The organism is Actinophytocola xanthii (assembly GCF_001921205.1).
GTDB lineage: Bacteria > Actinomycetota > Actinomycetes > Mycobacteriales > Pseudonocardiaceae > Actinophytocola > Actinophytocola xanthii.
Genome location: NZ_MSIE01000040.1, coordinates 20,910 through 42,006 on the forward strand (window position 1 = coordinate 20,910; position 21,097 = coordinate 42,006).

The 21,097-nt window shown below is 71.5% G+C and carries 20 protein-coding genes; 10 read left to right on the forward strand and 10 right to left on the reverse strand.

What is annotated here, in order from left to right; genetic code table 11:
- Positions 1 to 100: 100 nt before the first annotated feature.
- The 3 genes from BU204_RS21305 to BU204_RS21315 all read right to left on the reverse strand — a co-directional run bounded on the left by BU204_RS21305 (position 101) and on the right by BU204_RS21315 (position 2,622).
- Complete coding sequence (locus tag BU204_RS21305; protein WP_075127483.1) at positions 101 to 1,060, reverse strand: sporulation protein; 960 nt, start codon at positions 1,058 to 1,060, stop codon at positions 101 to 103.
- An 82-nt stretch (positions 1,061 to 1,142) separates the two neighbouring features.
- The gene (locus tag BU204_RS21310; protein WP_233160446.1) at positions 1,143 to 2,126 is read right to left on the reverse strand and encodes a DNA polymerase domain-containing protein; all 984 of its coding nucleotides are present in this window, start codon (positions 2,124 to 2,126) and stop codon (positions 1,143 to 1,145) included.
- A gap of 49 nt (positions 2,127 to 2,175) precedes the next feature.
- Positions 2,176 to 2,622 carry a DUF4383 domain-containing protein gene (locus BU204_RS21315; protein WP_075127484.1) on the reverse strand — a complete coding sequence of 149 codons (447 nt, stop codon included), beginning with the start codon at positions 2,620 to 2,622 and terminating at the stop codon, positions 2,176 to 2,178.
- 107 nt (positions 2,623 to 2,729) lie between these two features.
- Between BU204_RS21315 and BU204_RS21320 the strand changes: the two genes are divergently transcribed.
- From BU204_RS21320 to BU204_RS21335, 4 genes are all read left to right on the forward strand, one after another.
- Positions 2,730 to 3,215, forward strand: coding sequence for a hypothetical protein (locus tag BU204_RS21320; RefSeq protein WP_075127485.1), 486 nt, complete (start codon positions 2,730 to 2,732; stop codon positions 3,213 to 3,215).
- A gap of 71 nt (positions 3,216 to 3,286) precedes the next feature.
- Complete coding sequence (locus BU204_RS21325; protein ID WP_083661489.1) at positions 3,287 to 4,117, forward strand: ANTAR domain-containing response regulator; 831 nt, start codon at positions 3,287 to 3,289, stop codon at positions 4,115 to 4,117.
- Between the two features lie 373 nt (positions 4,118 to 4,490).
- Positions 4,491 to 4,940 carry a DivIVA domain-containing protein gene (locus BU204_RS21330; RefSeq protein ID WP_158073487.1) on the forward strand — a complete coding sequence of 150 codons (450 nt, stop codon included), beginning with the start codon at positions 4,491 to 4,493 and terminating at the stop codon, positions 4,938 to 4,940.
- 59 nt (positions 4,941 to 4,999) lie between these two features.
- A complete protein-coding gene (locus tag BU204_RS21335; RefSeq protein WP_075127487.1) occupies positions 5,000 to 6,049 on the forward strand; it encodes a LacI family DNA-binding transcriptional regulator in 1,050 nt (349 codons plus the stop codon).
- On the opposite strand, the gene BU204_RS21340 is transcribed toward BU204_RS21335, so the two are convergent.
- Positions 6,039 to 6,839 (reverse strand): hypothetical protein, encoded by an 801-nt coding sequence (locus BU204_RS21340; RefSeq protein ID WP_198942942.1) that lies wholly within the window; start codon positions 6,837 to 6,839, stop codon positions 6,039 to 6,041. The two genes, BU204_RS21335 and BU204_RS21340, sit on opposite strands and share 11 nt — an antisense overlap.
- A gap of 26 nt (positions 6,840 to 6,865) precedes the next feature.
- Positions 6,866 to 7,783, reverse strand: coding sequence for an alcohol dehydrogenase catalytic domain-containing protein (locus BU204_RS21345; protein ID WP_075127488.1), 918 nt, complete (start codon positions 7,781 to 7,783; stop codon positions 6,866 to 6,868).
- 110 nt (positions 7,784 to 7,893) lie between these two features.
- On the opposite strand from BU204_RS21345, the gene BU204_RS21350 reads away from it, so the two are divergent.
- Positions 7,894 to 8,340, forward strand: coding sequence for a winged helix-turn-helix transcriptional regulator (locus tag BU204_RS21350; RefSeq protein ID WP_075127489.1), 447 nt, complete (start codon positions 7,894 to 7,896; stop codon positions 8,338 to 8,340).
- A gap of 50 nt (positions 8,341 to 8,390) precedes the next feature.
- On the opposite strand, the gene BU204_RS21355 is transcribed toward BU204_RS21350, so the two are convergent.
- The gene (locus BU204_RS21355; RefSeq protein ID WP_075127490.1) at positions 8,391 to 10,151 is read right to left on the reverse strand and encodes a carbohydrate-binding module family 20 domain-containing protein; all 1,761 of its coding nucleotides are present in this window, start codon (positions 10,149 to 10,151) and stop codon (positions 8,391 to 8,393) included.
- 129 nt (positions 10,152 to 10,280) lie between these two features.
- On the opposite strand from BU204_RS21355, the gene htpG reads away from it, so the two are divergent.
- The 4 genes from htpG (at position 10,281) to BU204_RS21375 (ending at position 14,658) form a co-directional block, all read left to right on the forward strand.
- On the forward strand, positions 10,281 to 12,131 hold the full coding sequence (htpG, locus tag BU204_RS21360; protein ID WP_075127491.1) for a molecular chaperone HtpG: 1,851 nt from the start codon (positions 10,281 to 10,283) through the stop codon (positions 12,129 to 12,131).
- Between the two features lie 267 nt (positions 12,132 to 12,398).
- Positions 12,399 to 13,568, forward strand: a complete 1,170-nt coding sequence (locus BU204_RS21365) for an aromatic ring-hydroxylating oxygenase subunit alpha (RefSeq protein WP_198942943.1) — start codon at positions 12,399 to 12,401, stop codon at positions 13,566 to 13,568.
- Positions 13,565 to 14,047: an aromatic-ring-hydroxylating dioxygenase subunit beta gene (locus BU204_RS40175; protein WP_158073488.1), complete on the forward strand. Its 483-nt coding sequence runs from the start codon at positions 13,565 to 13,567 to the stop codon at positions 14,045 to 14,047. Before BU204_RS21365 ends, BU204_RS40175 begins: the two co-directional genes overlap by 4 nt.
- The gene (locus BU204_RS21375) at positions 14,044 to 14,658 is read left to right on the forward strand and encodes a maleylpyruvate isomerase N-terminal domain-containing protein (protein WP_075127493.1); all 615 of its coding nucleotides are present in this window, start codon (positions 14,044 to 14,046) and stop codon (positions 14,656 to 14,658) included. Before BU204_RS40175 ends, BU204_RS21375 begins: the two co-directional genes overlap by 4 nt.
- A 2-nt stretch (positions 14,659 to 14,660) precedes the next feature.
- Here the strand turns inward: BU204_RS21375 and BU204_RS21380 are convergent, their stop codons facing one another.
- Positions 14,661 to 15,566 (reverse strand): prenyltransferase, encoded by a 906-nt coding sequence (locus tag BU204_RS21380; protein WP_083661492.1) that lies wholly within the window; start codon positions 15,564 to 15,566, stop codon positions 14,661 to 14,663.
- A gap of 10 nt (positions 15,567 to 15,576) precedes the next feature.
- Positions 15,577 to 16,278 carry a methyltransferase domain-containing protein gene (locus tag BU204_RS21385; protein ID WP_075127495.1) on the reverse strand — a complete coding sequence of 234 codons (702 nt, stop codon included), beginning with the start codon at positions 16,276 to 16,278 and terminating at the stop codon, positions 15,577 to 15,579.
- Positions 16,279 to 16,347: 69 nt separating this feature from the next.
- On the opposite strand from BU204_RS21385, the gene BU204_RS21390 reads away from it, so the two are divergent.
- Entirely contained in the window at positions 16,348 to 16,872 is a 525-nt protein-coding gene (locus BU204_RS21390; RefSeq protein WP_083661493.1) for a PPOX class F420-dependent oxidoreductase, read from the forward strand.
- Here BU204_RS21390 and shc read toward each other — a convergent pair.
- Together shc and BU204_RS21400 are read right to left on the reverse strand one after the other, a co-directional pair.
- Entirely contained in the window at positions 16,842 to 18,776 is a 1,935-nt protein-coding gene (gene shc, locus BU204_RS21395; protein ID WP_083661494.1) for a squalene--hopene cyclase, read from the reverse strand. The genes BU204_RS21390 and shc overlap by 31 nt on opposite strands.
- On the reverse strand, positions 18,773 to 21,067 hold the full coding sequence (locus BU204_RS21400) for a chorismate-binding protein (RefSeq protein ID WP_083661495.1): 2,295 nt from the start codon (positions 21,065 to 21,067) through the stop codon (positions 18,773 to 18,775). The genes shc and BU204_RS21400 overlap by 4 nt, the downstream gene beginning before the upstream one ends.
- Positions 21,068 to 21,097: the final 30 nt, after the last annotated feature.

Consider the following 21,097-nt stretch of genomic DNA (forward strand, 5'->3'; position numbering starts at 1 on the left):
ACCTCCGCCTCCGACCACGGCGCCACGATCGGCGCCGCGGCCAGAGAGCTGAGGGAGCTGTCACAGGGGCACCCGGACGGGGTCCCCGGGGGTCAGGGGGTCACTCCTCGCCGCCGAAGTCACCGCCGCCGAAGTCATCGCCGTCGATCAGGCCGCCGTCCATCATGTCCCCGAGGATCATGCCGCCGGCGAGCCCGGCCGCCGCGCCGCCGAGCATCCCGCCCATGCCCGAGCCGCGGTGCCCGGGACGTCCGTGGCCGTGCCCGGTGAAGCCGGCCGCGCCGAACGGCCCGCGCTCGGCGGCCTGGGTGAGCCACTGGTCGACCAGCCGCGCCCAGTCGGCCTTCTCGGCCTCCTCGTGCGGCATCGAGAACCGGCCGAAGGTGTCCCCACCGGGCCGGAACAGCCCACCGCGCTTGTCGGCCTCCAGCACCACCCACAGGTCCCGCGGGGTCGCGACGAACGTCAGCTCGACCTGGTTGAGCCGCCCGGCGTGATGGCTGGGCGGGAAGAACTCGAGCTCCTGGTAGAAGGGGATCTGCTGGGGTACGCCGTGCAGCCGGCCGACCTCGACGTCCGCGGACCGGAAGGTCGCGCCCAGCTCCCCGAACGCCTCGAGCACCCGGTTCTGGGACGGCAGCGGGCGCACGGTCAGCGGGTCCAGGTCGCCCGGGTCCGGCGCGCCCTTGATCTCGAGCTCGGTCCGCACACCGACGGTCATCCCCGGCAGCGTCACCTCGCCCACCGCGGTCACCGGGGTCTCCCAGGGCAGGGCGAGCTGGAACGGGATCTCCAACGGCTGGCCGGCGGGCACCCGGACCTCGCGCTGCACCACGACGCGGTGGAACTCGCCGGTGCCGCGCGCCTCGTGGTCGCCGTACTCGACCTCGACCCGGGTCACCAGCGACAGCGCGACCTCGTCGATCAACGCGTCGCCGGTCCCGCCCTGGATCTTGACCCGACCGCGGAGCACCTGCCCCGGGAAGACCACCGAGGAGTCGAGGACCGTGTCGACAGAGGGGCCACCGACCCCGAAGGCGGAGAGCATGCGTTTGAACAACGGACATCCCTTTCCGTGGCTGTGCGTGCGAGCGCACGGAGATGGTGACACGCGGGCGGTGAACCGGACAGACCGGGCGCGGCTACAGCCGGGGCAACTCCTGCTGGCGGCCGATGAGCCCGGCCAGGGGGTCGCCCACCTCCCGGACGCGGGCGAGCACCGTGCGGATGGACCACCGGTCCGGGCGCAGGGCCGGGTCCTCCAGCTCGTCCCAGGTGATCGGGACCGAGACCGGGGCGCCAGGCCTCGGGCGCACGCTGAACGGCGCGACCAGGGTCTTGTTGATGGCGTTCTGGGTGTAGTCGAGCCGGGCGAGGCCGCCGCGCCGGTGGCGGTACCACTCCCAGCTGACCAGGTCCGGCTCGATCCGGCCGATGACCCGCGAGACCGTCTCCACCCATCCCCTGGTGTCGTCGAAGGTGTAGCCGTCGCGGACCGGGATCCAGATCTGGACGCCGCGCTGCCCGGTGACCTTGGGCATCCCGGCGACGTCGAGGTGTGCCAGCGCGTCGCGGTAGAGCCGGGCGAGGGCGAGCACCTCGTCGAAGGTCGTGCGCGGGCCGGGGTCGATGTCGACCAGCGCCCAGGTCGGATGGTGCACGTCTGGGAGCGCCGAGGTCCACGGATGCAGCTCGACGCCGGCGAAGTTGGCCATCCAGACCAGCGCCGGCAGGCTGTCGAGAACGGCGTAGCACTGGGTCTCGTCCGGGTCGGCCTCGGTGTTGTGCCACCTGGTCAGCCACCGCGGCGCGTGGTCGGGGACCTCCTTGTGCCAGAAGCCCGGCCGGTGCACCCCGTCCGGGTAGCGGTGGGCGTTGACCGGGCGGTTGGCCAGGTAGGGCAGCAGGAACGGCGCGATGCGGGCGTAGTAGGCGATGAGCTCGCGCTTGGTGACCGGGGGCTCGGCGGACTCCGTGGCGGGGACCAGCACCTTGTCCAGGTTGGTCACCCGCACGCGCCGGCCGGCGACCGTCCAGAGGCCCTCCCGGCCGAACCCGCCCAGTGCGGCGAGCTCGTCCTCGGTGGGCCCGGCCGGAGGCCGGCGCAGTGTGGGGGTCCTGCCCATGGGACGTCGGTTACCCGTTCTCCGGGCGGTCAGTCGGGCGGTCCCTCGGTCAGGCGGCCGCTCGGCGGTCATCGGGCACTCGGCCAAGGGCGACGCCGAGCCCGATCATCCCGACGGCGAGGAACAGGTGCAGCCAGTTGTCCGCGCCGTTGAGCGGCACGAAGTTGGCGGCACTGTCGTGGTCGATGACCAACCCGTAGATCCACAGCACCGCGTACACCGCGCCACCGCCGATCAGGAAGTTCCTGGCGCCGGGAACGCTGCGGGCCAGCACGAGCCCGACGATGCCGAACAGCAGGTGGACGATGTTGTGCAGGATCGAGACGTGGAACACGCCGAGCAGCATCGCGGTCGACTCGTGCCCCGCGAAGGTCATGCCGTCGTACTCGGTCGTGATGCCCGGGACGAACCCCAGGATCCCGACCAGCAGGAACACAGCCGCCACGACCGTGGCCGCCAGCCGCACCGGGTGTAGCTGTTTGGTGTTCGTGGTCATGATGCTTCTCCGATCGATGAAGGATCCTCGCGCCCCGGCATACCCCAGCTTTTCCCGCACACACCTCGACGCACATGGAGACGGACATTTGGGGTAGTTCCGGGGGCATGAACACGTTTCTGGACATCTATCTCAACGACCAGCTCGCCCTCGGCGTCGCCTGGCGTGAGTTGGCGAAACGTTCGGCGGGAAACAACCGCGGCAGCGAGCTCGGCGCCACCCTGGACGGGGTCGCGACGGCCATCGCGGAAGATGTCGACACCTTTCGGGACATCATGGAGCGGTTGCGGGTGCGGCCGAGCCCGGTCAAGTCCGGCCTGGCCTGGACGGCGGAACGGCTGGGGCGGTTCAAGCTCAACGGCCGGCTGCGGTCCTACTCGCCGCTGAGCCGGTTCGAGGAGCTGGAGTTCCTCACGATGGGCATCGACGGCAAGAAACAGCTGTGGACGACCCTGCGCGATCTCGCCGGCCTGGCCGAACGGCTCCCGGACACCGACTTCGACGCGCTGGTCCGCCGCGCCGAGGAGCAGCGTGCGCTGCTCGAGCCGTTCCGCGTGCGGGCCGGGACCGAAGCCCTCACCGGAGCCGGCTGACTTCGGCTTCCCCCACCGTTCCCCTCGTGATCCCGACAGGGGAGCATGAGGGGAACACGGAGGTGGACAGGATGACGATCGAGTACGGGCGAGAGAACGGGCAGGACGAGGCCTGGCAGCGGGACAAGTCGGAGTTCGTGGCCCACCCCGACGCCCCTGTGCATCCGCTGGGGGAGCCGGAACGCAGCCCGCTCGCCCGCCAGTTCGCCGAGCTGACCAGGCGGCTGCTGAACACCGACACCGTCGCCGAGGCGCTCGGCCACATCATGCGGGCGACGTTCGCGGTGGTCCCGGCCGCCGATCTGGTCAGCGTGACGTTGCGCTCGAACGACGGCCGGCTGCACACGCCCCTGGAGACCGACCCGCTCGGCTCGGAGCTGGACGCACTGCAGGAGCGCTACGGACACGGACCGTGCCTGGACGCCTCGCGCAAGCCGGGCCTCGCCTACACCCACAGCGGCAACCTCGGCACCGAGCCGGCCTGGCCCCTGTTCGGTCCCGACGCCGCCGACCTGGGCCTCAGGTCCGTGCTCTCCACCGCCCTGCTGCCCGAGGTCACGCCGCCCCGGCTCTCCGGGGCGCTCAACATCTACTCCCGCCGCGAGGACGCGCTCGCCGAGGAGGCGACGCGGGACCGCGCCATGCTGTTGGCCACCCACGCCTCACTGGCCATGGCCAACACCGAGGCGGTCCGGCTGGCCGAGCTCCGGGAGACGCAGCTGCGCCAGGCGGTCGACAGCCGCGACGTGATCGGCCAGGCCAAGGGCATCCTCATGCACCGCCGCGGGATCAACGCCGACGAGGCCTTCGACCTGCTGCGGCGGACCTCCCAGGAGCTCAACGTCAAGCTCGCCGAGCTCGCCCGAACGGTGGCCGCCCGGGACGCCGAGCTGGACATCTGACCCGGGAGCGGGAGCGACGGAGCGGACACCGTCTGGACCCGGGAGCGGGAGCGACGGAGCGGACACCGTCTGGACGTAGGAGCGCCCGCAGGCGCGCCAGCGCCGAGGACGCGACGGAGGAAGACGGTGTCTTAGCGCAGTCGCGGGAGCGACCATCAAACACAGCGCGGGACTTATGGGAGCACGTGAACCGGGAGCAGCGACCTGACAACGGCAGGACACCACCCGCAAAGGCCGCGAACACCAGTCTCGGGAGCGACCATCCAACACCGCTGGACATTGGCGAGGGGCGGTAGTTAGGTGCGTGATGGCGTGGGTCGGGCGCGCTGACACCGATGGTCCGGCCCGGACCGTGCAGGTAGGAGCTGTGCTGATGACCGACGATCCGCCGTTGTTGACCCCGCAGGCCGTCGAGGGCGTGCGGTTCGACGCGGCGCGGTTTCCTTCCCGCGGGTACAACGAGGACCAGGTCGACGACTTCCTCGACCGCGTCGCCCAGACCATCGCGGTGCTCACGGCCACCGTCGAGGAGCAGCGTCGAGAGATCGACCGGATCAAGCACTGGCGGCAGACCACCGGCCCGGTGACCGGCGCCCCCGCCTGGGAGGCGGAGGCCAGGGAGCGCGCGGAGGCGATCGTCGCCGCCGCGCGGGTCTCGGCGGAGGAGATCCGGCGGCTCGCCCTGGCCAACGCCCAGCGGGTGCTCGGTGCCGACCACGTCGCCGAGGTGGCCGGCGTCGTCGACCGGCTGCACTCCGTGCGTGACACGCTCTCCGCGGAGCTCCAGCGGCTCGAGGCGACGCTGGACATCGGCTTTCGGTAACACCGGTTTGCTGAATTCTCTTGTAATATCTTGCAGACATCAGGACCGGGAGGCGCGGGATGGGCGTGGAGTCGGCCGGTGGACCCGCGCGGCTGGCCGACCTCGCCGCCCAGGCCGGGGTCAGCGAGGCCACGGTCAGCCGCGTGCTCAACGGCAAGGCCGGCGTCTCCCCCACCACCAGGCAGGCCGTGCTCGCCGCGATGGACCTGCTGGGCTACGAGCGTCCGCCCCGGCTCCGGGAACGCAGCGCCGGGCTGGTCGGGCTGATCACCCCGGAGCTCGGCAACCCCATCTTCCCGGCGCTCGCGCAGGTCATCGAGCAGGTGCTGACCAGCCGCGGCTACACGCCGGTGCTCTGCACGCAGACCCCGGGCGGCTCCACCGAGGACCAGCTGACCGACCTGCTGGTGGAGCGCGGCGTGACCGGGATCGTCTTCGTCTCGGGCCTGCACGCGGACTCCACCGCGGACATGAACCGCTACGTCAAGCTGGCCGGGCGCGGCGTGCCGTTCGTGATGATCAACGGGTACACCGAGAAGGTGTCCGCGCCGTTCGTGTCCACCGACGACCGTGCGGCGATGCGGCTGGCCGTCTCGCACCTGGTCGAGCTGGGGCACGAACGGATCGGGCTCGCGATCGGCCCACGCCGGTTCGTGCCGGTGCTGCGCAAGATCGAGGGCTTCGTGCAGAGCATGCGCACGCTGCTGCCCTGCACCGCCGAGCAGGCCGAGGAACTCGTCGCGCACTCCCTGTTCACCGTGGAGGGTGGGCAGGCGGCGGCGAACTCCCTGCTGGACAAGGACTGCACCGCGATCGTGTGCGGCAGCGACCTGATGGCCTTCGGTGCCATCCGGGCCGCCAGGCAGCGCGGGCTTTCCGTACCGCAGGACGTGTCGGTCGTGGGGTTCGACGACTCGCCGCTGATCGTGTTCGCCGACCCGCCGCTGACCACGCTGCGCCAACCGGTGGAGGCGATGGGGCAGGCGGCGGTGGGGGCGCTGCTCGAGGAGATCGGCGGCACGCCCGCTCCGCACGCGGAGTTCGTGTTCCTGCCGGAGCTGGTCGTCCGCGGCTCGACCGGGGCGCGTTCCCGCACGGTCAGTCGATGACCCAGTGCGTGACCGTGGCGTCGTCGGCGGGTGGCGCGTCGGGGTGGGTCTCCGCCTGCCGGACACGCCGGAGGACCTCCCGCGGCCCCTCGGCCCGCAGCAGCTCCAGTACGCCGGGCCAGTCGGTCAGCCCGTAGGGCTCGAGGACGCGGCTGGCGCCGTTGCTCAGCAGCGCGACGCCGTTCAGCTCGCTCAGTGCCACGCTGCCGGTCACCGCTTCCCCCGCCACCCGCGGGTCGTCCTTGGCGATCCAGTAACCGCCCGGCCGGTTCCGCCGCGCGCGCAGCGCCGCGACGCAGGAGGCCCACAGGCGGTCGAACTCCGGTGTTCCCTCGGGGATCCCGGAAAGCGGCGCCGTGCAGGCGCGGACGGCGGCCAGCTCGCGCTCGTCGGTGAGCACGCGCGGTCCGTCGTGGACCTGGTCGAGGACGAGGAAGGAGTCGCCGAGCAGAAGGTGGTCCAGACGCCCCCGGTAAGCACGGACGACGGCCACGATCGCCTGCGGGCTGTTGACGTCGCTGATGTCGCAGGTGTCGCGGTGGTCCTCGGCGATCTCCTCGATCGCGGCGGCGAGGATCTCCGCGACGTCGCGCCCGTCGCCTCGGGAGAGCATGCCGAGCAACGCGCCACCGAGCCGGTGGGTGTACCAGGCGACGCCGTGGGAGCAGATCGACTCGCTCCCCGGTATTCCGGCGCCGTCCAACAGCACGACGGCGCCGGGTACCGCTCCGGCGAAGTCCTCGTTGGACCGGCCGGTGCCGGCGGCGCTGGTGGCCATGCTCACCCGCATGGGCTGGTCCTCCTGTCTCGCCGCCGTCAGGGCTCGAGGACGTACCGTCCACGCACCCCGCCGCCAGCCATGGCGCGGTGGACCTTCGCGACCCGGTCGAGCGGCACGACCGCGTGCACCCGGGCCGGCAGCTCGCCCGACGCGGTGCGGGCGAGCAGCTCGGCCAGCCGGGTGCCGTCGGGGTGCACCGACACCGTACGCACGGTGATGCCGCGTTCGGGGGCAACCACGGCACCGGGCTGGACACCGGCGAAGACCCCGCCGTCGCCGACCAGGGCGAGGCCGCGCTCCTGCAGCGCGGCGGCGTCGGCGACCGCGTCCCAGCCGGACTCGGCCCGCGTGGTGAACGCGGCGCCGAGGCCGAGGACGAACTCCTCGTCGCCGGCCCTGGCCAGGCCCGTGACCTGCCAGCCGCGCTCGCGGGCGAACGGGACGACGTAGCCGCCGACGGCACCCGCCGCCCCGGTGACCAGCAGCCGGTCGCCGCCGGCGGGTGCGTCGCCGAGCAGGTCGACGAGCTGGGCCGCGGTCAGCCCGTTGAGCGGCACCGTGGACGCCGCGGCCAGGTCCAGCCCGTCGGGGACGACGGCGACGTCGGCTGCCGGCACGACGAGCTGCTCGGCATAGGCACCCAGGGCGCGGTCGACACCGGCTGCGATGCCGGCGACCGGGACGCCGAGCGGCAGGTCCACCCCCGGGCCGGTGGCGACGACCGTGCCGGCGAAGTCCCAGCCGAGACCGGTGTGGTCGGGCTGGTCGACCCAGCCGAACGCGTGGAACTGGCCGCGCACGACCCCGAGGTCGACGGGGTTGACGGCGGCCGCGGCGACCGCGACGCGGACCTCGCCCGGCCCGGGCTCGACGACCGGCACGTCGATGATCTCGATCGAGTCGGGCCCGTCCGGGACGCGGACGACGGCGGCGCGGAAGGTGGCGGTGGTCATGGGTGGCTCCTCCGGTCGGTGTTGACCACACCACCATCGAGGTGAAACTCTCTATCAGGAAGTAGGCACCTGAAAGTGCGTAGCTAACCCCTGGGTAGGGAGGACCGGTCATGCCGACGATGACGGCGGCCCAGAGGCGGGCCGAGGCGAAGGGCGAGTACGACGCGTTCATCGCCGAGTGCCCCAGCCGCCAGCTGCTCGACCGGATCTCCGACAAGTGGGTGGCGCTCGTCCTGGCCGCGCTCGGCAGCGACGGCGCGCGCCCCGGGGCCGACGGGCCCGCCCGGCCGCGGTCGATGCGCTACTCCGAGCTGTCCCGCCGGCTCGCCGGGGTGAGCCAGAAGATGCTCACCCAGACCCTGCGCGCGCTGGAACGCGACGGCCTGCTCACCCGCACCGCCACGGCCACGGTCCCGGTCACGGTCACCTACGAGCTGACCGACCTCGGCCTCTCCCTCCACCACGTGATCCGCGGCATCAAGGCGTGGGCCGAGGCGCACATGGACGAGGTGCTCGCCCACCGCGAGGACTACGACGCCCGCACCGCCACCGCGTGAAGGCCGGGTGGCCCCCGCCGCCGCACCCACAGGCGAGGGCCACCCGGGGTCTACCGGCGGAACGTGCCGCCGTCGACGGTGTGCCCGCCCTGGGCCGGGGTGCGGGTGGTGCGGTTGGCTCCGGTCTCCCAGATCACCGGCTGGCCGTCCTGGCGGATGACGAACTTGTACTCGATGTCGGTGCTCGCGGGCAGGCTCGCGGCGCCGTTCCAGCGCGGGTACGTCGACTGGTCGGTGGTCAGCGGGACGGCGCGGGCCGGGTCCCAGCTGCCGAGCTCGGGCACGCTGCCCACCACGTACACGTTCTGCCCGAGGGTCGTGGTGGCCTGGACGGTGAACCGCGCGGCGACCTGGCCCGGGTTCTGCTGGCCGGAACCGGTGTGGAAGGCGACGGCGCTCTTCGCCGGCACGGTGACCGTCGCCCGCCCGCCGGTGACGGTCACCCGGCTCGCGCAGCTCGTGGTCACGACGCAGTAGGAGCCGTCCGGCAGGCCGGTCGTGTACTGCGCTGTGTGGGTGCCGCCGGTGTTGTTGATGACCACGAAGCCCACCGCGCCCCGGCCGAAGCCGATCACGTTGGCCGCCGGGGACTGCCAGTTCGCCACGTTCGCGGAGCCGACCGCGTTGTGCCAGCCGACCATGCCGGCGACCGCCTGGTCGCGGTTGAGGCAGTACCAGCCGCTGCCACAGGTGGTGTCGGTGACGAAGCCGCCCGAGTTCGGTGGCGCGCCCTCGGGGTTGCTGAACTCGAACCCGGCGTAGATCGCGGGGGTGGTGTGCTTCCAGGCCAGCTGGAAGACATTGGCCAGCACCGCCGTCGCGCCGTCGCGGTAGGTCAGGTGCCGGCCGTTGCGCTCGGTGTCGTGGTTGGTGACGAACGAGACCGAGTTGGCCGCGGGCAGGATCCCCTGGCCGGGCCCGAAGTTCGCCAGGCTCGCGATGTCACCCTGGAAGGCGCTCTTCATCCGGTCGGCGTAGAAGAAGTCCAGGACGTCGCCGCTGCCGTAGTAGTCGCCGGGCGCCGGCGGCTCGCCAGGGAAGACCTCGTGGAAGACGTAGGGCCGGGCGCCGGAGGTGGTGTTGTTCAGCTGTCCGACGATGGCGGCCAGCTCGCCGCTCGGCACGTGCTTGGCCGCGTCCACCCGGAACCCGTCCACGCCCAGAGCCAGCTGGGAGTTCAGGTAGCCCGCGATCTTGGCCCGGACGCCGGCGCTGCTCGTCTTCAGGTCGGGCAGGTCCAGCAGCTCGCAGTGCTGGACCTCCCACTGGTCCCCCCAGTTGCTGATGTCGCGGTTGCAGACGTCCACGTTGTACTCGCCGCGGTCGTACATCGGCGGGTCGTACTTGTCGCTGATGACCGTGCCGTCGTAGCCGGTGCCGGTCTGGGCGGCGGTGTGGTTGACGACCGCGTCGGTGTAGACGTCGATGCCGGCCGCATGACAGGCGTTGACCATGGCGGCGAACTGCGCCTGCGTACCGAACCGGCTGTTGAGCCGGTAGCTGTAGGGCTGGTACACGTCCCACCACACCCCGCTCGGGTGCCGCAGGGACTCGGCGGGCGGCGCGACCCAGACCGCGCCGTAGCCGGCGGGGTCGAGGTGGTTGGTGCATTCGGCGGCCACCGACCGCCAGTTCCAGGCCCACAGGTTGGCGATCACGTCGCCGTTGGGTACGCCGGTGTCAGCCCGGTGGACACCGGCCGGGGCCGCCGGCGCGGGGGGATCGGCGGTGGCGGCGGGGACGGACAGGACGCCGGTCACCAGTGCCGCCGCGGCGGCGGCGACCGTCGAGCGCAGGGAGGGGTGTCGCATACCGTTCTCTCCTCGTCGAGAGCGTCTTGCGCAAGATACTGCAACATCTTGCAGACTAACGCCAGATGGAATCCCCTGTAAACGGCTGGCTACCATCACGGAGAGTTCGCGACACCAGAAGGAAATGCCGTGACCGAGACCCTCGAGTTCCAGTCCGAGGCGCGCCAGCTCCTCCAGCTGATGATCCACTCGATCTACTCGAACAAGGACGTGTTCCTCCGGGAACTGATCTCCAACGCCTCCGACGCGCTGGACAAGCTGCGCCTGGAGACCTACCGCGACAAGGACCTCCAGGCCGACACCGCGGACCTGCACGTCGAGATCGAGACCGACCAGGAGAACCGCACCCTCACCGTGCGGGACAACGGCATCGGGATGACCCGCGACGAGGTGGTCAGCCTGATCGGCACGATCGCGAAGTCGGGCACCGCCGAGCTGCTGCGGAAGCTGCGGGAGACCCAGGACGCGGCCGTCTCCGCCGACCTGATCGGGCAGTTCGGCGTCGGCTTCTACTCGAGCTTCATGGTCGCCGACCGGGTGGTGCTCACGACCCGGCGGGCCGGAGCCGAGGAGGGCGTGCGCTGGGAGTCCGACGGCGAGGGCACCTACACCATCGAACCGGCCGCCGACCTCCCGCAGGGAACCGCGGTGACCCTGCACCTCAAGCCGGAGGACGCCGAGGACAACCTGCACGACTACTCCTCCCCGGCCAAGGTCCGGGAGATCGTGAAGCGGTACTCCGACTTCATCACCTGGCCGATCAGGATGGCCGGCGAGGAGTCCACGGAGACCGTCAACTCGATGAAGGCGCTCTGGGCGCGCCCGGCCGCCGAGGTCACCGAGGACGAGCTGACCGAGTTCTACCGCCACGTCTCCCACGACTGGAGCCCGCCGCTGGAGACGGTCCGGCTGCAGGCGGAGGGCACCTTCGAGTACCAGGCGCTGCTGTTCATCCCGTCCCGCGCGCCGTTCGACCTGTTCGTGCGGGAGGCCAAGCGGGGCGTGCAGCTCTACGTGCGCCGGGTCTTCATCATGGACGACTGCGAGGCGCTGGTGCCGGAGTACCTGCGCTTCGTGAAGGGCGTGGTCGACGCGCAGGACCTGTCGCTGAACGTGTCCCGGGAGATCCTCCAGCAGGACCGGCAGATCGAGCTGATCCGGCGACGCCTGGTGAAGAAGGTCCTCTCCACGGTGAAGTCGCTCGAGCAGGAGAAGTACCGGACGTTCTGGACCGAGTTCGGCAAGGTCGTCAAGGAGGGCCTGGTCTCCGACGTCTCGAACCGGGACGCGATTCTGGACATCTGCTCGTTCGACTCGACCCACGACACCGAGAAGCCCACGACGCTGCGCGAGTACGTCGAGCGGATGAAGGACGGCCAGGAGCACATCTACTACCTGACCGGCGAGTCCCGCTCGAGCATCGAGAACTCCCCGCACATGGAGGCGTTCCAGGCCAAGGGCTACGAGGTGCTCGTGCTCACCGACCCCATCGACGAGATGTGGGTGGAGTCGGTCACCGGCTTCGAGGGCAAGCAGTTCCAGTCGGTCGCCAAGGGACAGGTCGACCTGGACGAGAAGGCCGACGACGCGGAGCGGAAGGAGGAGTTCGCACCGCTGCTCACCTGGATGGCCTCCGCCCTCGCCGAGACGGTCAAGGAGGTGCGCCTGTCGTCCAGGCTGACGACCTCCCCCGCCTGCATCGTCGGCGACGAGCACGACATGACCCCCACCCTGGAGAAGATGTACCGGGCGATGGGGCAGGAGCTGCCGAAGGTCAAGCGCATCCTCGAGCTGAACCCCGACCACCAGCTGGTCGGCGCCCTGCGGGCGGCGCACGCGGAGCGCGGCGACGACGACGCTCGGCTCCGGGAGAGCGCCCAGCTCGTGTACGACATGGCGCTGCTGGCCGAGGGCGGGGAGCTCGCCGACCCGTCGCGGTTCGTGAAGGTGCTCGCGACCCGGCTCGAACAGGCCCTCTGATCCCCCTCCGAGCCGCCGGCGCCGACGTGCGCCGGCGGCTCGCGTGTTCTCGCCCCGGCTCTCGAATGCGGCTCGAACGCGGGTCGCCTGGCTCTCGCGGCGCTGACGTCCGCCTCGAAACGTCGACTACGTTTCCGTGACGGGCAGGTATTCCGCCAGCCGACTGGAGCTGTGATGCGATTAGGCGAGAGCACCACGAACGGACATCATGCCGGGCCGCTGGGACATACCTGGCCGAGTGCGGACACCTCCCGAATACCGCACTGGGTGTACACGGACGAACGCGTTTTCGAGCTCGAGCAGAAGAAGATATTCGGCGGTCCGTTCTGGAACTACGTCGCGCTGTCGACGGAGCTCCCCGAGCGGGGTGACTTCGTCCGCTCCTGGGTGGGCAACCAGCCGGTCGTCGTGGCCAGGACGAAGTCCGGCGGGGTCAGCGTGGTGGCCAACCGCTGCTCGCACCGCGGAATGTCCTTCTGCATGGAGGAGCGCGGCAACACGAAGACCTTCGTCTGCCCCTACCACCAGTGGTCGTTCGACCTCGAGGGCCGGCTGACCGGCGTGTCGTTCAAGCGCGGCGTGCGCGGCAACGGTGGAATGCCCGAGGATTTCAAACTCAGCGACCACAACCTCACCACATACCGGACCACCGAACGCAACGGCGTTATTTTCGCGAGTGCGGCGGAGAATCCGCCGACATTCGAGGAATCGTTCGGCCCGGACATGCTGCACTATTTCGACCGCGTTTTCGACGGACGTGAGCTGCGCGTCATCGGATACCAGCGGCACCGAATTCCGGCGAACTGGAAACTGGTCTTCGAGAACATCAAGGACCCCTACCACGCGAGCCTGCTGCACGTGTTCTTGGTGAGCCTGGGGCTGTTCCGGGCCGACCAGCCCTCGCGGGTGGTGATGGACGCCACCGGTCAGCACGCCGCGCTGGTGTCCCGCCGCGGCCAGCAGGCACCCAACGACGTGACCGCGCAGATCAAGACGTTCGACGAGCGGCTGGTGTTGAACGACTCGACGATGCTGCAGCCGGCCAAGGAGTTCCCGGACGAGAACACCGTGGTCATGCACACGCTGTGGCCGAACGTCATGGTGCAGCAGCAGACGAACACGCTGGCGATGCGGCACATGGCGCCCCGGTCGGCGGGGGTGACGGATCTGCTGTGGACCTACTTCGGGTACGCCGACGACGACGAGGAGATGACGCTGCGGCGGCTGCGGCAGGCCAACCTGCAGGGGCCGGCCGGCCTGATCGGCGTCGACGACTGGGAGGTGCTCGCCTACCACCAGCAGGGGCTGGCCAGCGCACCCGAGGAGACCGGGGTGGTGGAGATGGGCGGCCGCGGCGTCGGCAACGAGGAGCACATGGTCACCGAGGCCGCCGTGCGGGCGTTCTACGTGCACTACCGGGAGGTGATGGGCTGGTGAGCGGCGACCCGATCACGCTCGACGAGTGGTGGCGTGCCTACCAGCTCTACACCGACTACACCGAGCTGCTCGACACCCAGCGCCTCGACGACTGGATCCACCTGTTCGAGGACGACTGCCTGGTCCGGGTGATGTCGGCGGAGAACGACAAGGCAGGCCTCCCGCTGGCGCTGATGCGCTGCGAGGGGGTACCCGGCCTGCGGGACCGGGTGCACGCGATCAAGGAGGTGTCGGTCTACGCGCCGCGCACCATGCGCCATGTCGTGTCGGGCCTCCGCCTGACCAGGCAGGGCGGCGACTTCCTGGCGACGGCGTCGTTCGTGGTCACCCAGTCCCTGGAGGGCGCCCAGACCACGGTCTTCGCCAGCGGCGTCTACCGCGACCGCCTCACCCCCGCCGGCGACCGCCTCCGCTTCGCCGAGAAGGTCGCCGTCTACGACGGCGACCTGGTCGTGAACTCGATGGTGTACCCCCTGTGAGCACAACCCCCACCAGTGACCTGACCCTCGTGCGGCAGGCGTGGGAACAGTGGGCAAAGGTGGGCGCCGGACTGTCCGATGTGGAGTGGGCGCGTCCCACCCGGCTGACCGGGTGGGACGTGCTCACGCTGTACGCGCATGTGGCCCGGTCGGTCGAGGTGCTCGCCGGCCTGCTCGACGAGCCCCTTCCCGGCACCGCCCCCGAACGCGCGGACGCGAGTGCCTACTTCGCCTCGTTCGCCGGTGTCCGGGAGCAGGCGGCACGGCAGGTCGACGCGGTCGCCCGGCGTGCGGCGGCGGCCGGTCCCGCTCCCCTGGTGGCCTCCCTCGCCGGCGACGGCCCGGCGGTGCTCGACCGCGCCGAGGCGGCCGGCGAGGTGACGGTCGGGACCGTGGGCGGCACGATCGCGCTCCCCGACTACCTGCTCACCCGCCTCGTCGAGGCGACGATCCACCTGCTGGACCTGCGCCACGCGGTACCCGGCCCCGGCCCGGCGCCGGAGGCGGTGGACCGGGTGGTCGACGTGCTGGTCGGGATCGCCGGGCCGGTCGCGTTCGTGGAGAGCGCGACCGGCCGGGCGGACCTGTCCATCTTCCCGCTGCTCGCCTGAGGTCAGGAGAGCACCCCGCCCAGGGTGAAGAGGGCGAAGTTGGCGATCATCACGAAGTACAGCCTGCTCCACGAGATCATCGACTCGCCCAGTTCGCGGGCGCGGGCCACGGCCAGTGCGACGTGGGCCGCCCAGGGCAGGGTCAGCAGGGGCAGCAGTGTCCACGGCGTGCCCCACCGCAGCGCCACGACCGTGACCACCACGTAGAAGCCGGTGACCGCCGCCACGTACAGCACCTTCGTCGGGGTCAGGCCGATGATCTTCGGGAGCGTGATCTTGCCCGCGGCCGAGTCCTTCGGGACGTCGCGGGCGTTGTTGTGCATCATCAACGCGCAGAACAGGAAACCCGGTCCGAGCGCGGCCACCACCCCGTCCACGTCCACCCGGCCCACGTTCGCGAGCACCACCAGCAGCGTCACCGCGGTGCCGGTGACCACGAAGTCGATCAGCTCGCCCAGGCCGCGGTGGCCGAGCGGGCGCGGTCCGCCCGCGTAGGCGAAGTACGCGACGTAGCAGAGCGCCGCCAGCGCGAGGATCCACGGCTGGATGGTCAGCGCGAGGTAGGCGGCCAGCACCCAGGCCAACGCGAAGCACGTCATGCCGACCAACCGCACCTGCCGCATGGGAAGCCCGAGCGCCAGCGAGCTGTCCGGCCGCACCGTGCCCGGCGTGTCCAACCCCCTGCGGTGGTCCTCGTAGTCGTTGATCAGCCGCCGGCCGATCGAGTCCAGCACGAACAGCGCGAGCGTGATCGCGACCCGCCCTGGGGACAGCGGGGCGATCTGGTCGGCGATCGTGAGGCCGTAGCCGGCCTGGAGCACGATCACCACGATCAGCGGCGGCCCGGCCGCCTGGACCCAGGCGGCCAGTGTTCCCACCGGACGGGCGGGGAGCGCTTGCTGTGTCATGGCGTTCCTTTCACGCGACCTTGGTGCCGACGGCCTGGTAGAGCACGTTCGTCGCCCGCACGGGTCGCATGCGGACCTCCTTGCGCAGGTACACGAACCACCCCAGGAAATCGAGCACGCTGGGGAACAGCCCTCGCAGCTTCAGCGGGACGCCGGCGCTCGCGCACGCCTGTGCGAGCCGGTCGGGGTTGACGAACAGGCGGTGGTCGTGGCACCCCTTCGGGGCCATGCCGGGCAGCGGCAGGTTCTCCCCGATGGTGATGATGAACAGCCGGGCCAGTGCCGTGTCGGCGATGGTGTCGAGGACGAACGTGCCGCCGGGCTTGAGGATCCGGCAGCACTCGACCGCGACCGCGTAGGGGTCGGCCACGTGCTCGAGGCACTGCCCGGCGACCACCACGTCGGCGCTGCCGTCGGCGAGCGGGATGTGGTTGATGTCGCCGCGTACCACGTGGTCGACGCCGTGTCCACGTGCGACCTTCGGTCCTTCCTCGGACAGGTCGACCCCGACGTGGGTATATCCCTTGCCCTCCAGGTGCGGGTGCAGCAGCCCGCCGCCGCACGCCACGTCGACCAGCACCGCGCCGGGACGCGTGGCGTTCGGGATCTGCTCCGCCCTGGACCGGGCGATCCAGCTCAGCGACACGAAGTGCCCGCGCGGGTCCCACCACTGGTGGGCGAGCTCGTCGTACTGCCGCGGGTCGTTGCGCATGGTCCCTCCGAAGGTGTCTTGAGGACCGCTCGAGCGCGATACGGCCCCTGGTCAGCAGAATTGCCAAACATGAGTGGCGAAGCCCCTTCCACGCCCCGCGCACGCCGGTGGTCCAGGCCGGTTCCGGGTCGCAAGCTCCCCGGCGGCCGGGTCGCGGACCGGCTGAGCCGGCCCTCAGCCTCGATCATCGAGATGTTGGACGCGCTGCCGGCCGACAGCGCGAAGGATCCGCGCACCGCACGCGGACGCCACACGGTCCTCGTGACGTTCCGGCGCGACGGACGACGGGTGGCCACACCCGTCTGGGCCGCGGTCCGCGACGGTGTCATGTACGCACGGACCCAGCGGGCCTCCGGCAAGATCAAGCGCCTGCGCAACGACGGCACCGTGCTGCTGGCCGCGTGTACGCCGCGCGGTGTCCCGCTCACCGCCCCGGTGCCGGGGCGGGCGAGGCTCCTCGGACCCGACGAGGAGCACCTCGCCGAGACGGCGCTGCGGCGGGCACACGGCCCCATCCGGGCCTTCTGCGCCGCCGTGCAGGACCTGCTCCGGGTGGACATGTGCTACCTGGCCATCACGGTCGACGAGGCCTGAGCACCGCTGCCGAGGTACCGGCCGAGCGCCATCACCGGGAAGATCTGCCGGTACAGCGGATATCCCATGTAGAAGTCGCCGGGGAAGCCCGTCCCCGTGAAGACGTCCTCGGCCCAGGTCCCGTCCGAACGCTGGTTGTCCACCAGCCAGGCGATGCCGCGGCGAACGCGGTCCTCCTCGGCCGGGTACCCGGCCGCGTGCAGTGCCATCAGGGCCCAGGCGGTCTGTGACGGCGTGGAGACGCCGCGCCCGCGCCAGCTTTCGTCGTGGTAGGAGCGCAGGTCCTCGCCCCAGCCGCCGTCGTCGTTCTGGTGCCGGCGCAACCAGTCCAGCGCCCGTGCGACGGCGCGCCCCTCGGCCGGCACGCCGACGGCCACGAGGGCGATCACCGCGGCGCTGGTGCCGTAGACGTAGTTGGCGCCCCACCGCCCGAACCAGGCGCCGTCCTCCTCCTGCTCGCGCAGCAGCCACAGCGCACCGCGCCGCAGCGTGGGGTGACCGGCCGGCAGCTCGGCCGCGAGCGCCTCCAGCACGTGCGCGGTGACGTCGGCCGATGGCGGGTCGGTGGCCTCGCCGAAGTCGCAGAACGGGAGCTTGCCGGCGATGGTGGAGTTGTTGTCCGCGTCGTAGGAGGCCCAGCCGCCGTTCGTGGACTGCATGCCGACCAGCCAGTCCACCCCGCGGCGGCGCGCGCCGGCGAGCGCGGCGCGGGCGGTCTGGTCCGCCCCGCGAACGCGGCCCAGTGCGCTGACCACTGTGGACGTGTCGTCGCAGTCCGGGAAGATGTCGTTGTCGAACGAGAACGCCCACCCGCTGGCCGCCAGGCCGGGACGGCGCAGGGTCCAGTCGCCGCGGTCACCGATCTCCTCGGCCATCAGCCAGTCCGCGGCTCGGCGCAGGGCGGGGTGTGCCGGGTCGACACCGGCGTCGGTCAGCGCGATGACGGAGAGGCTGGTGTCCCAGACCGGACCGGTCACGCACTCCATGCGCCGCCGGGGCCTGGACTCGTCCGCGTCCCAGACCTCGAAGCGCGTCAGCCCGGCGAACGCCCTGCGCACCACCGGGTGGTGGACGGGGTGCCCGGCGGCCCACATACCGAGCAGGCAGAACACCGACAGCAGGTGCACACCGAGCCAGGTGCCGTCGACCTCCTGGTGGTCGGCGATCCAGTTCTCCGCGCGGCGCATGGCCAGTGCCCGCACCCGGCGCAGCGGGCGGCGCTCGTAGTGCTCGAGCAGACCGTTGATCCGCACGAACGCGTTCTCCACGCTGAGGGCGGGGTAGTCGGGCGCCGGCCGCGGCACACCGGAGCGCAGCTCGTCGACGTCGAAGTCCAGACGGTGCACCCGGCGCTCCGCGCGCGCCATCGACAGCGGGATCAGCGCGATCCGCGACCACCCGGAGAACGAGGGCACGCCGAGCGGTGCCCGCCGGGGCACGAGCATGATCTCCGGCGGCAGCACCGGCAGGTCCTCCCATGGCCACAGTCCGAACACCGCGAGCCAGATCCGGGTGGCCATCCGGGTCCGCTCGATACCCCCGTTGGCGCGGCAGAACGCGGCGGCCTTGGCCATGTGCGGCGCGTCCGGGTCGTCACCGGCGAGGCGCAGCGCGAAGTACGCCTCCACGGTGGTCGACAGCTCCCCCGGACCGCCGGGGAAGGTGGCCCAGGTGCCGTCGTCGCGCTGCTCGGCGCGGATCCAGTTGGCCGCGGCGGCGGTGAGCTCGGGGGTGCGCACGCCGTACAGCTCGCGCAGCAGGAGGTCCTCGGCGTCGAGGGTCACGTTGGTGAACATGTGCCCCCACCACCAGCCGTCCTCGTGCTGGGCGTCGAGCAGCCAGCCCGTGGCGCGGCGCAACGTCTCCCGGGCACCGGTCTCCAGCCGGTTGTCCACCTGGGTCACCGGCCACCGTCCTCACCGAGCACGGCGACCAGCAGCTGCTCCACCTCGGGCATGAGCTCCCGGGCCACGCCGAGCAACCGGGGCGCCACCTCGGCGACGAGGTCGTCGCCGAGCTCGGCGAGCGAGCCGAGCGCGGCGCCGACGTGCTCGCGGGCGGCGGCGAGCGAGCTCTCCCGGGCACCGGCCTCGTCCAGCAGCGCGAGGATCCGCCCGCAGTGCTCGTCGGTGAGCGGCTGGGCCAGGAGGAGGTCGGCGAGCTCCGGCTGGTCGCGCAGGCCGTGGATGACCGGCAGGGTGTAGACGCCGTTGCGCAGGTCGCCGAAGCGCGGCTTGCCTGTGTCCACGGCGGACCACAGGTCCAGCAGGTCGTCCCAGATCTGGAAGGCGATGCCGAGGTGATGGCCGTAGCTGGCCATGACCTTCTGCTCGCGCGGCCCGGCACCGGCCTGCATGGCGCCCAGCGCCGCGCTGCTCGACATGAGCTTGGCCGTCTTGCCGGCGATCGACTCGAAGTAGGCCGCCTCGCCCCGGTCGAGGTCGCCGACGTCCACGGTCTCCAGGAACTGCCCGTTGCACAGCCCCTTGAGTGTCTCGGCGAACAGCAGCACGGCGTCCGAGCCGAGCCCGCCCAACAGCTCCACACAGCACGCGAGCAGGTGGTCGCCGCACAGCAGCGCGACGGTGTCGCCGTAGAGCGCGTTCACCGTCGGCAGGCCGCGGCGCGTCTGCGCCGAGTCGCAGAGGTCGTCGTGGTACAGCGTCGCCACGTGCAACAGCTCGACGATCGCGGCAGCGGTGATCACTCGCTCGCTGGCCGGGCCGGGCGGGGCGAAGGGGTAGGCGGAGGTGAGCACGAGCGTGGGCCGGAACAACCTGCCGTTGTTGCGGACGAGGTTGGCACACGGCTCGTTGATGCGCTGGTCGCCCACGCGCACGGTGGCCGCCAACAGCTGGCGCACCCGCGCCAGGTCGTCGACAAGGTGGGGGAAGTGGGTCGCGGTGTGGGTGGTCGCGGTCATCGTGGTCCCCTCGTCGGGTTCTTCCGGCTGCTCGGCGAGCAGCGCGTCGCTCAGTGCACGGAACTTGGCGCCGGCCTCCGCCGCCTCGGTGTCCGGGTCGGACTCGGCGACCACGCCGCATCCGGCGAACAGCCGCACCTGGGGGCCGTCGAGCTGGCCGCAGCGCAGTGCGATGCCGAACTCGCCGTCGCCGTCGGCGTTGATCCAGCCGACCGGTCCGGCGTAGCGCCCGCGCTCCAACGGCTCCAGGCGGGCGATCAGCTCGAGCGCCGCGTCGGTCGGGGTGCCGCCGACCGCGGCCGAGGGGTGCAGGGAGTCCAGGATGGACAACAGGCCGGGTGCGTCCGGTGCGAGTACCCCGCGGACGTCGGTTTCCAGGTGCACCAGGGTGGGCAGCCGCAGCACGGTCGGCTCGCCGGCCACGAGCCGTCCGGTGAACGGCTCGAGCCCGCCCAGCACCGAGCGCACGGCGTACTCGTGCTCGGCGCGGTCCTTGCCGGAGTCGGACAGCTCGGGCGGCACGCCGTCGGGCCAGCGGCGGCCGGGGAAGGCGGTGCCGGCGAGCACCCGGGAGAAGACCTCGTCGCCGGTGCGGCGCAGCAGCATCTCCGGTGTCGAGCCGACCAGGCCGTCCACGCAGAACGTCCAACAGCCGGGGTTGGCCGCGGCCAGCCGGCCGAGCAGGTGACGCGGGTCGACGTCGCCCTCGGCCACGGCGAGTTGGTCGCGGGCGAGGACCACCTTGTCCACCTCGCCCGCCTCGATGCGGGCCACGGCGGCCCGGACGACCTCGCGGTAGCGGTGCGCCGAGACCGAGGCGTCCACGAACCGCACCCGGCCGGGCCGGCGCACGGGCTCGGCGGCCCGCATGGCGGGCGGCACGCCGTCCAGGCGCACCGTAGTCACCCAGGTGCCGGCCTCGTCGCGACCGAGGACCGTCTCCGGCACGACGAGGACCGAGTGCCCGGGGTGGGCGGCGAAGGCGAAGCTGGCGAACGCGACCAGGCCGCTGCGGGACGAGCCCACCCGGTCGTCCACCTCGGCCCGCGCGCATACTTCTCGCCACCATTCGTCGGCCGCGACGAAACGGGTGGCACCGGCCGGTGTGAAACTCGCCGCCGCACCCCACGCGACCATTCCCGCGGAATGGTGCAGCCAGGCGCTGACCCGCTGGGGTACCGGAATCTCCTCCGGTCCGAAAGAATTGTCCGAGACAAACCTGGTGGACACCCTCAACCGGGGCAGGACGTGGTTCAGACCGGTTGCTGTCACGATGACATCCTAATTCTGTTCCAGCCGGCC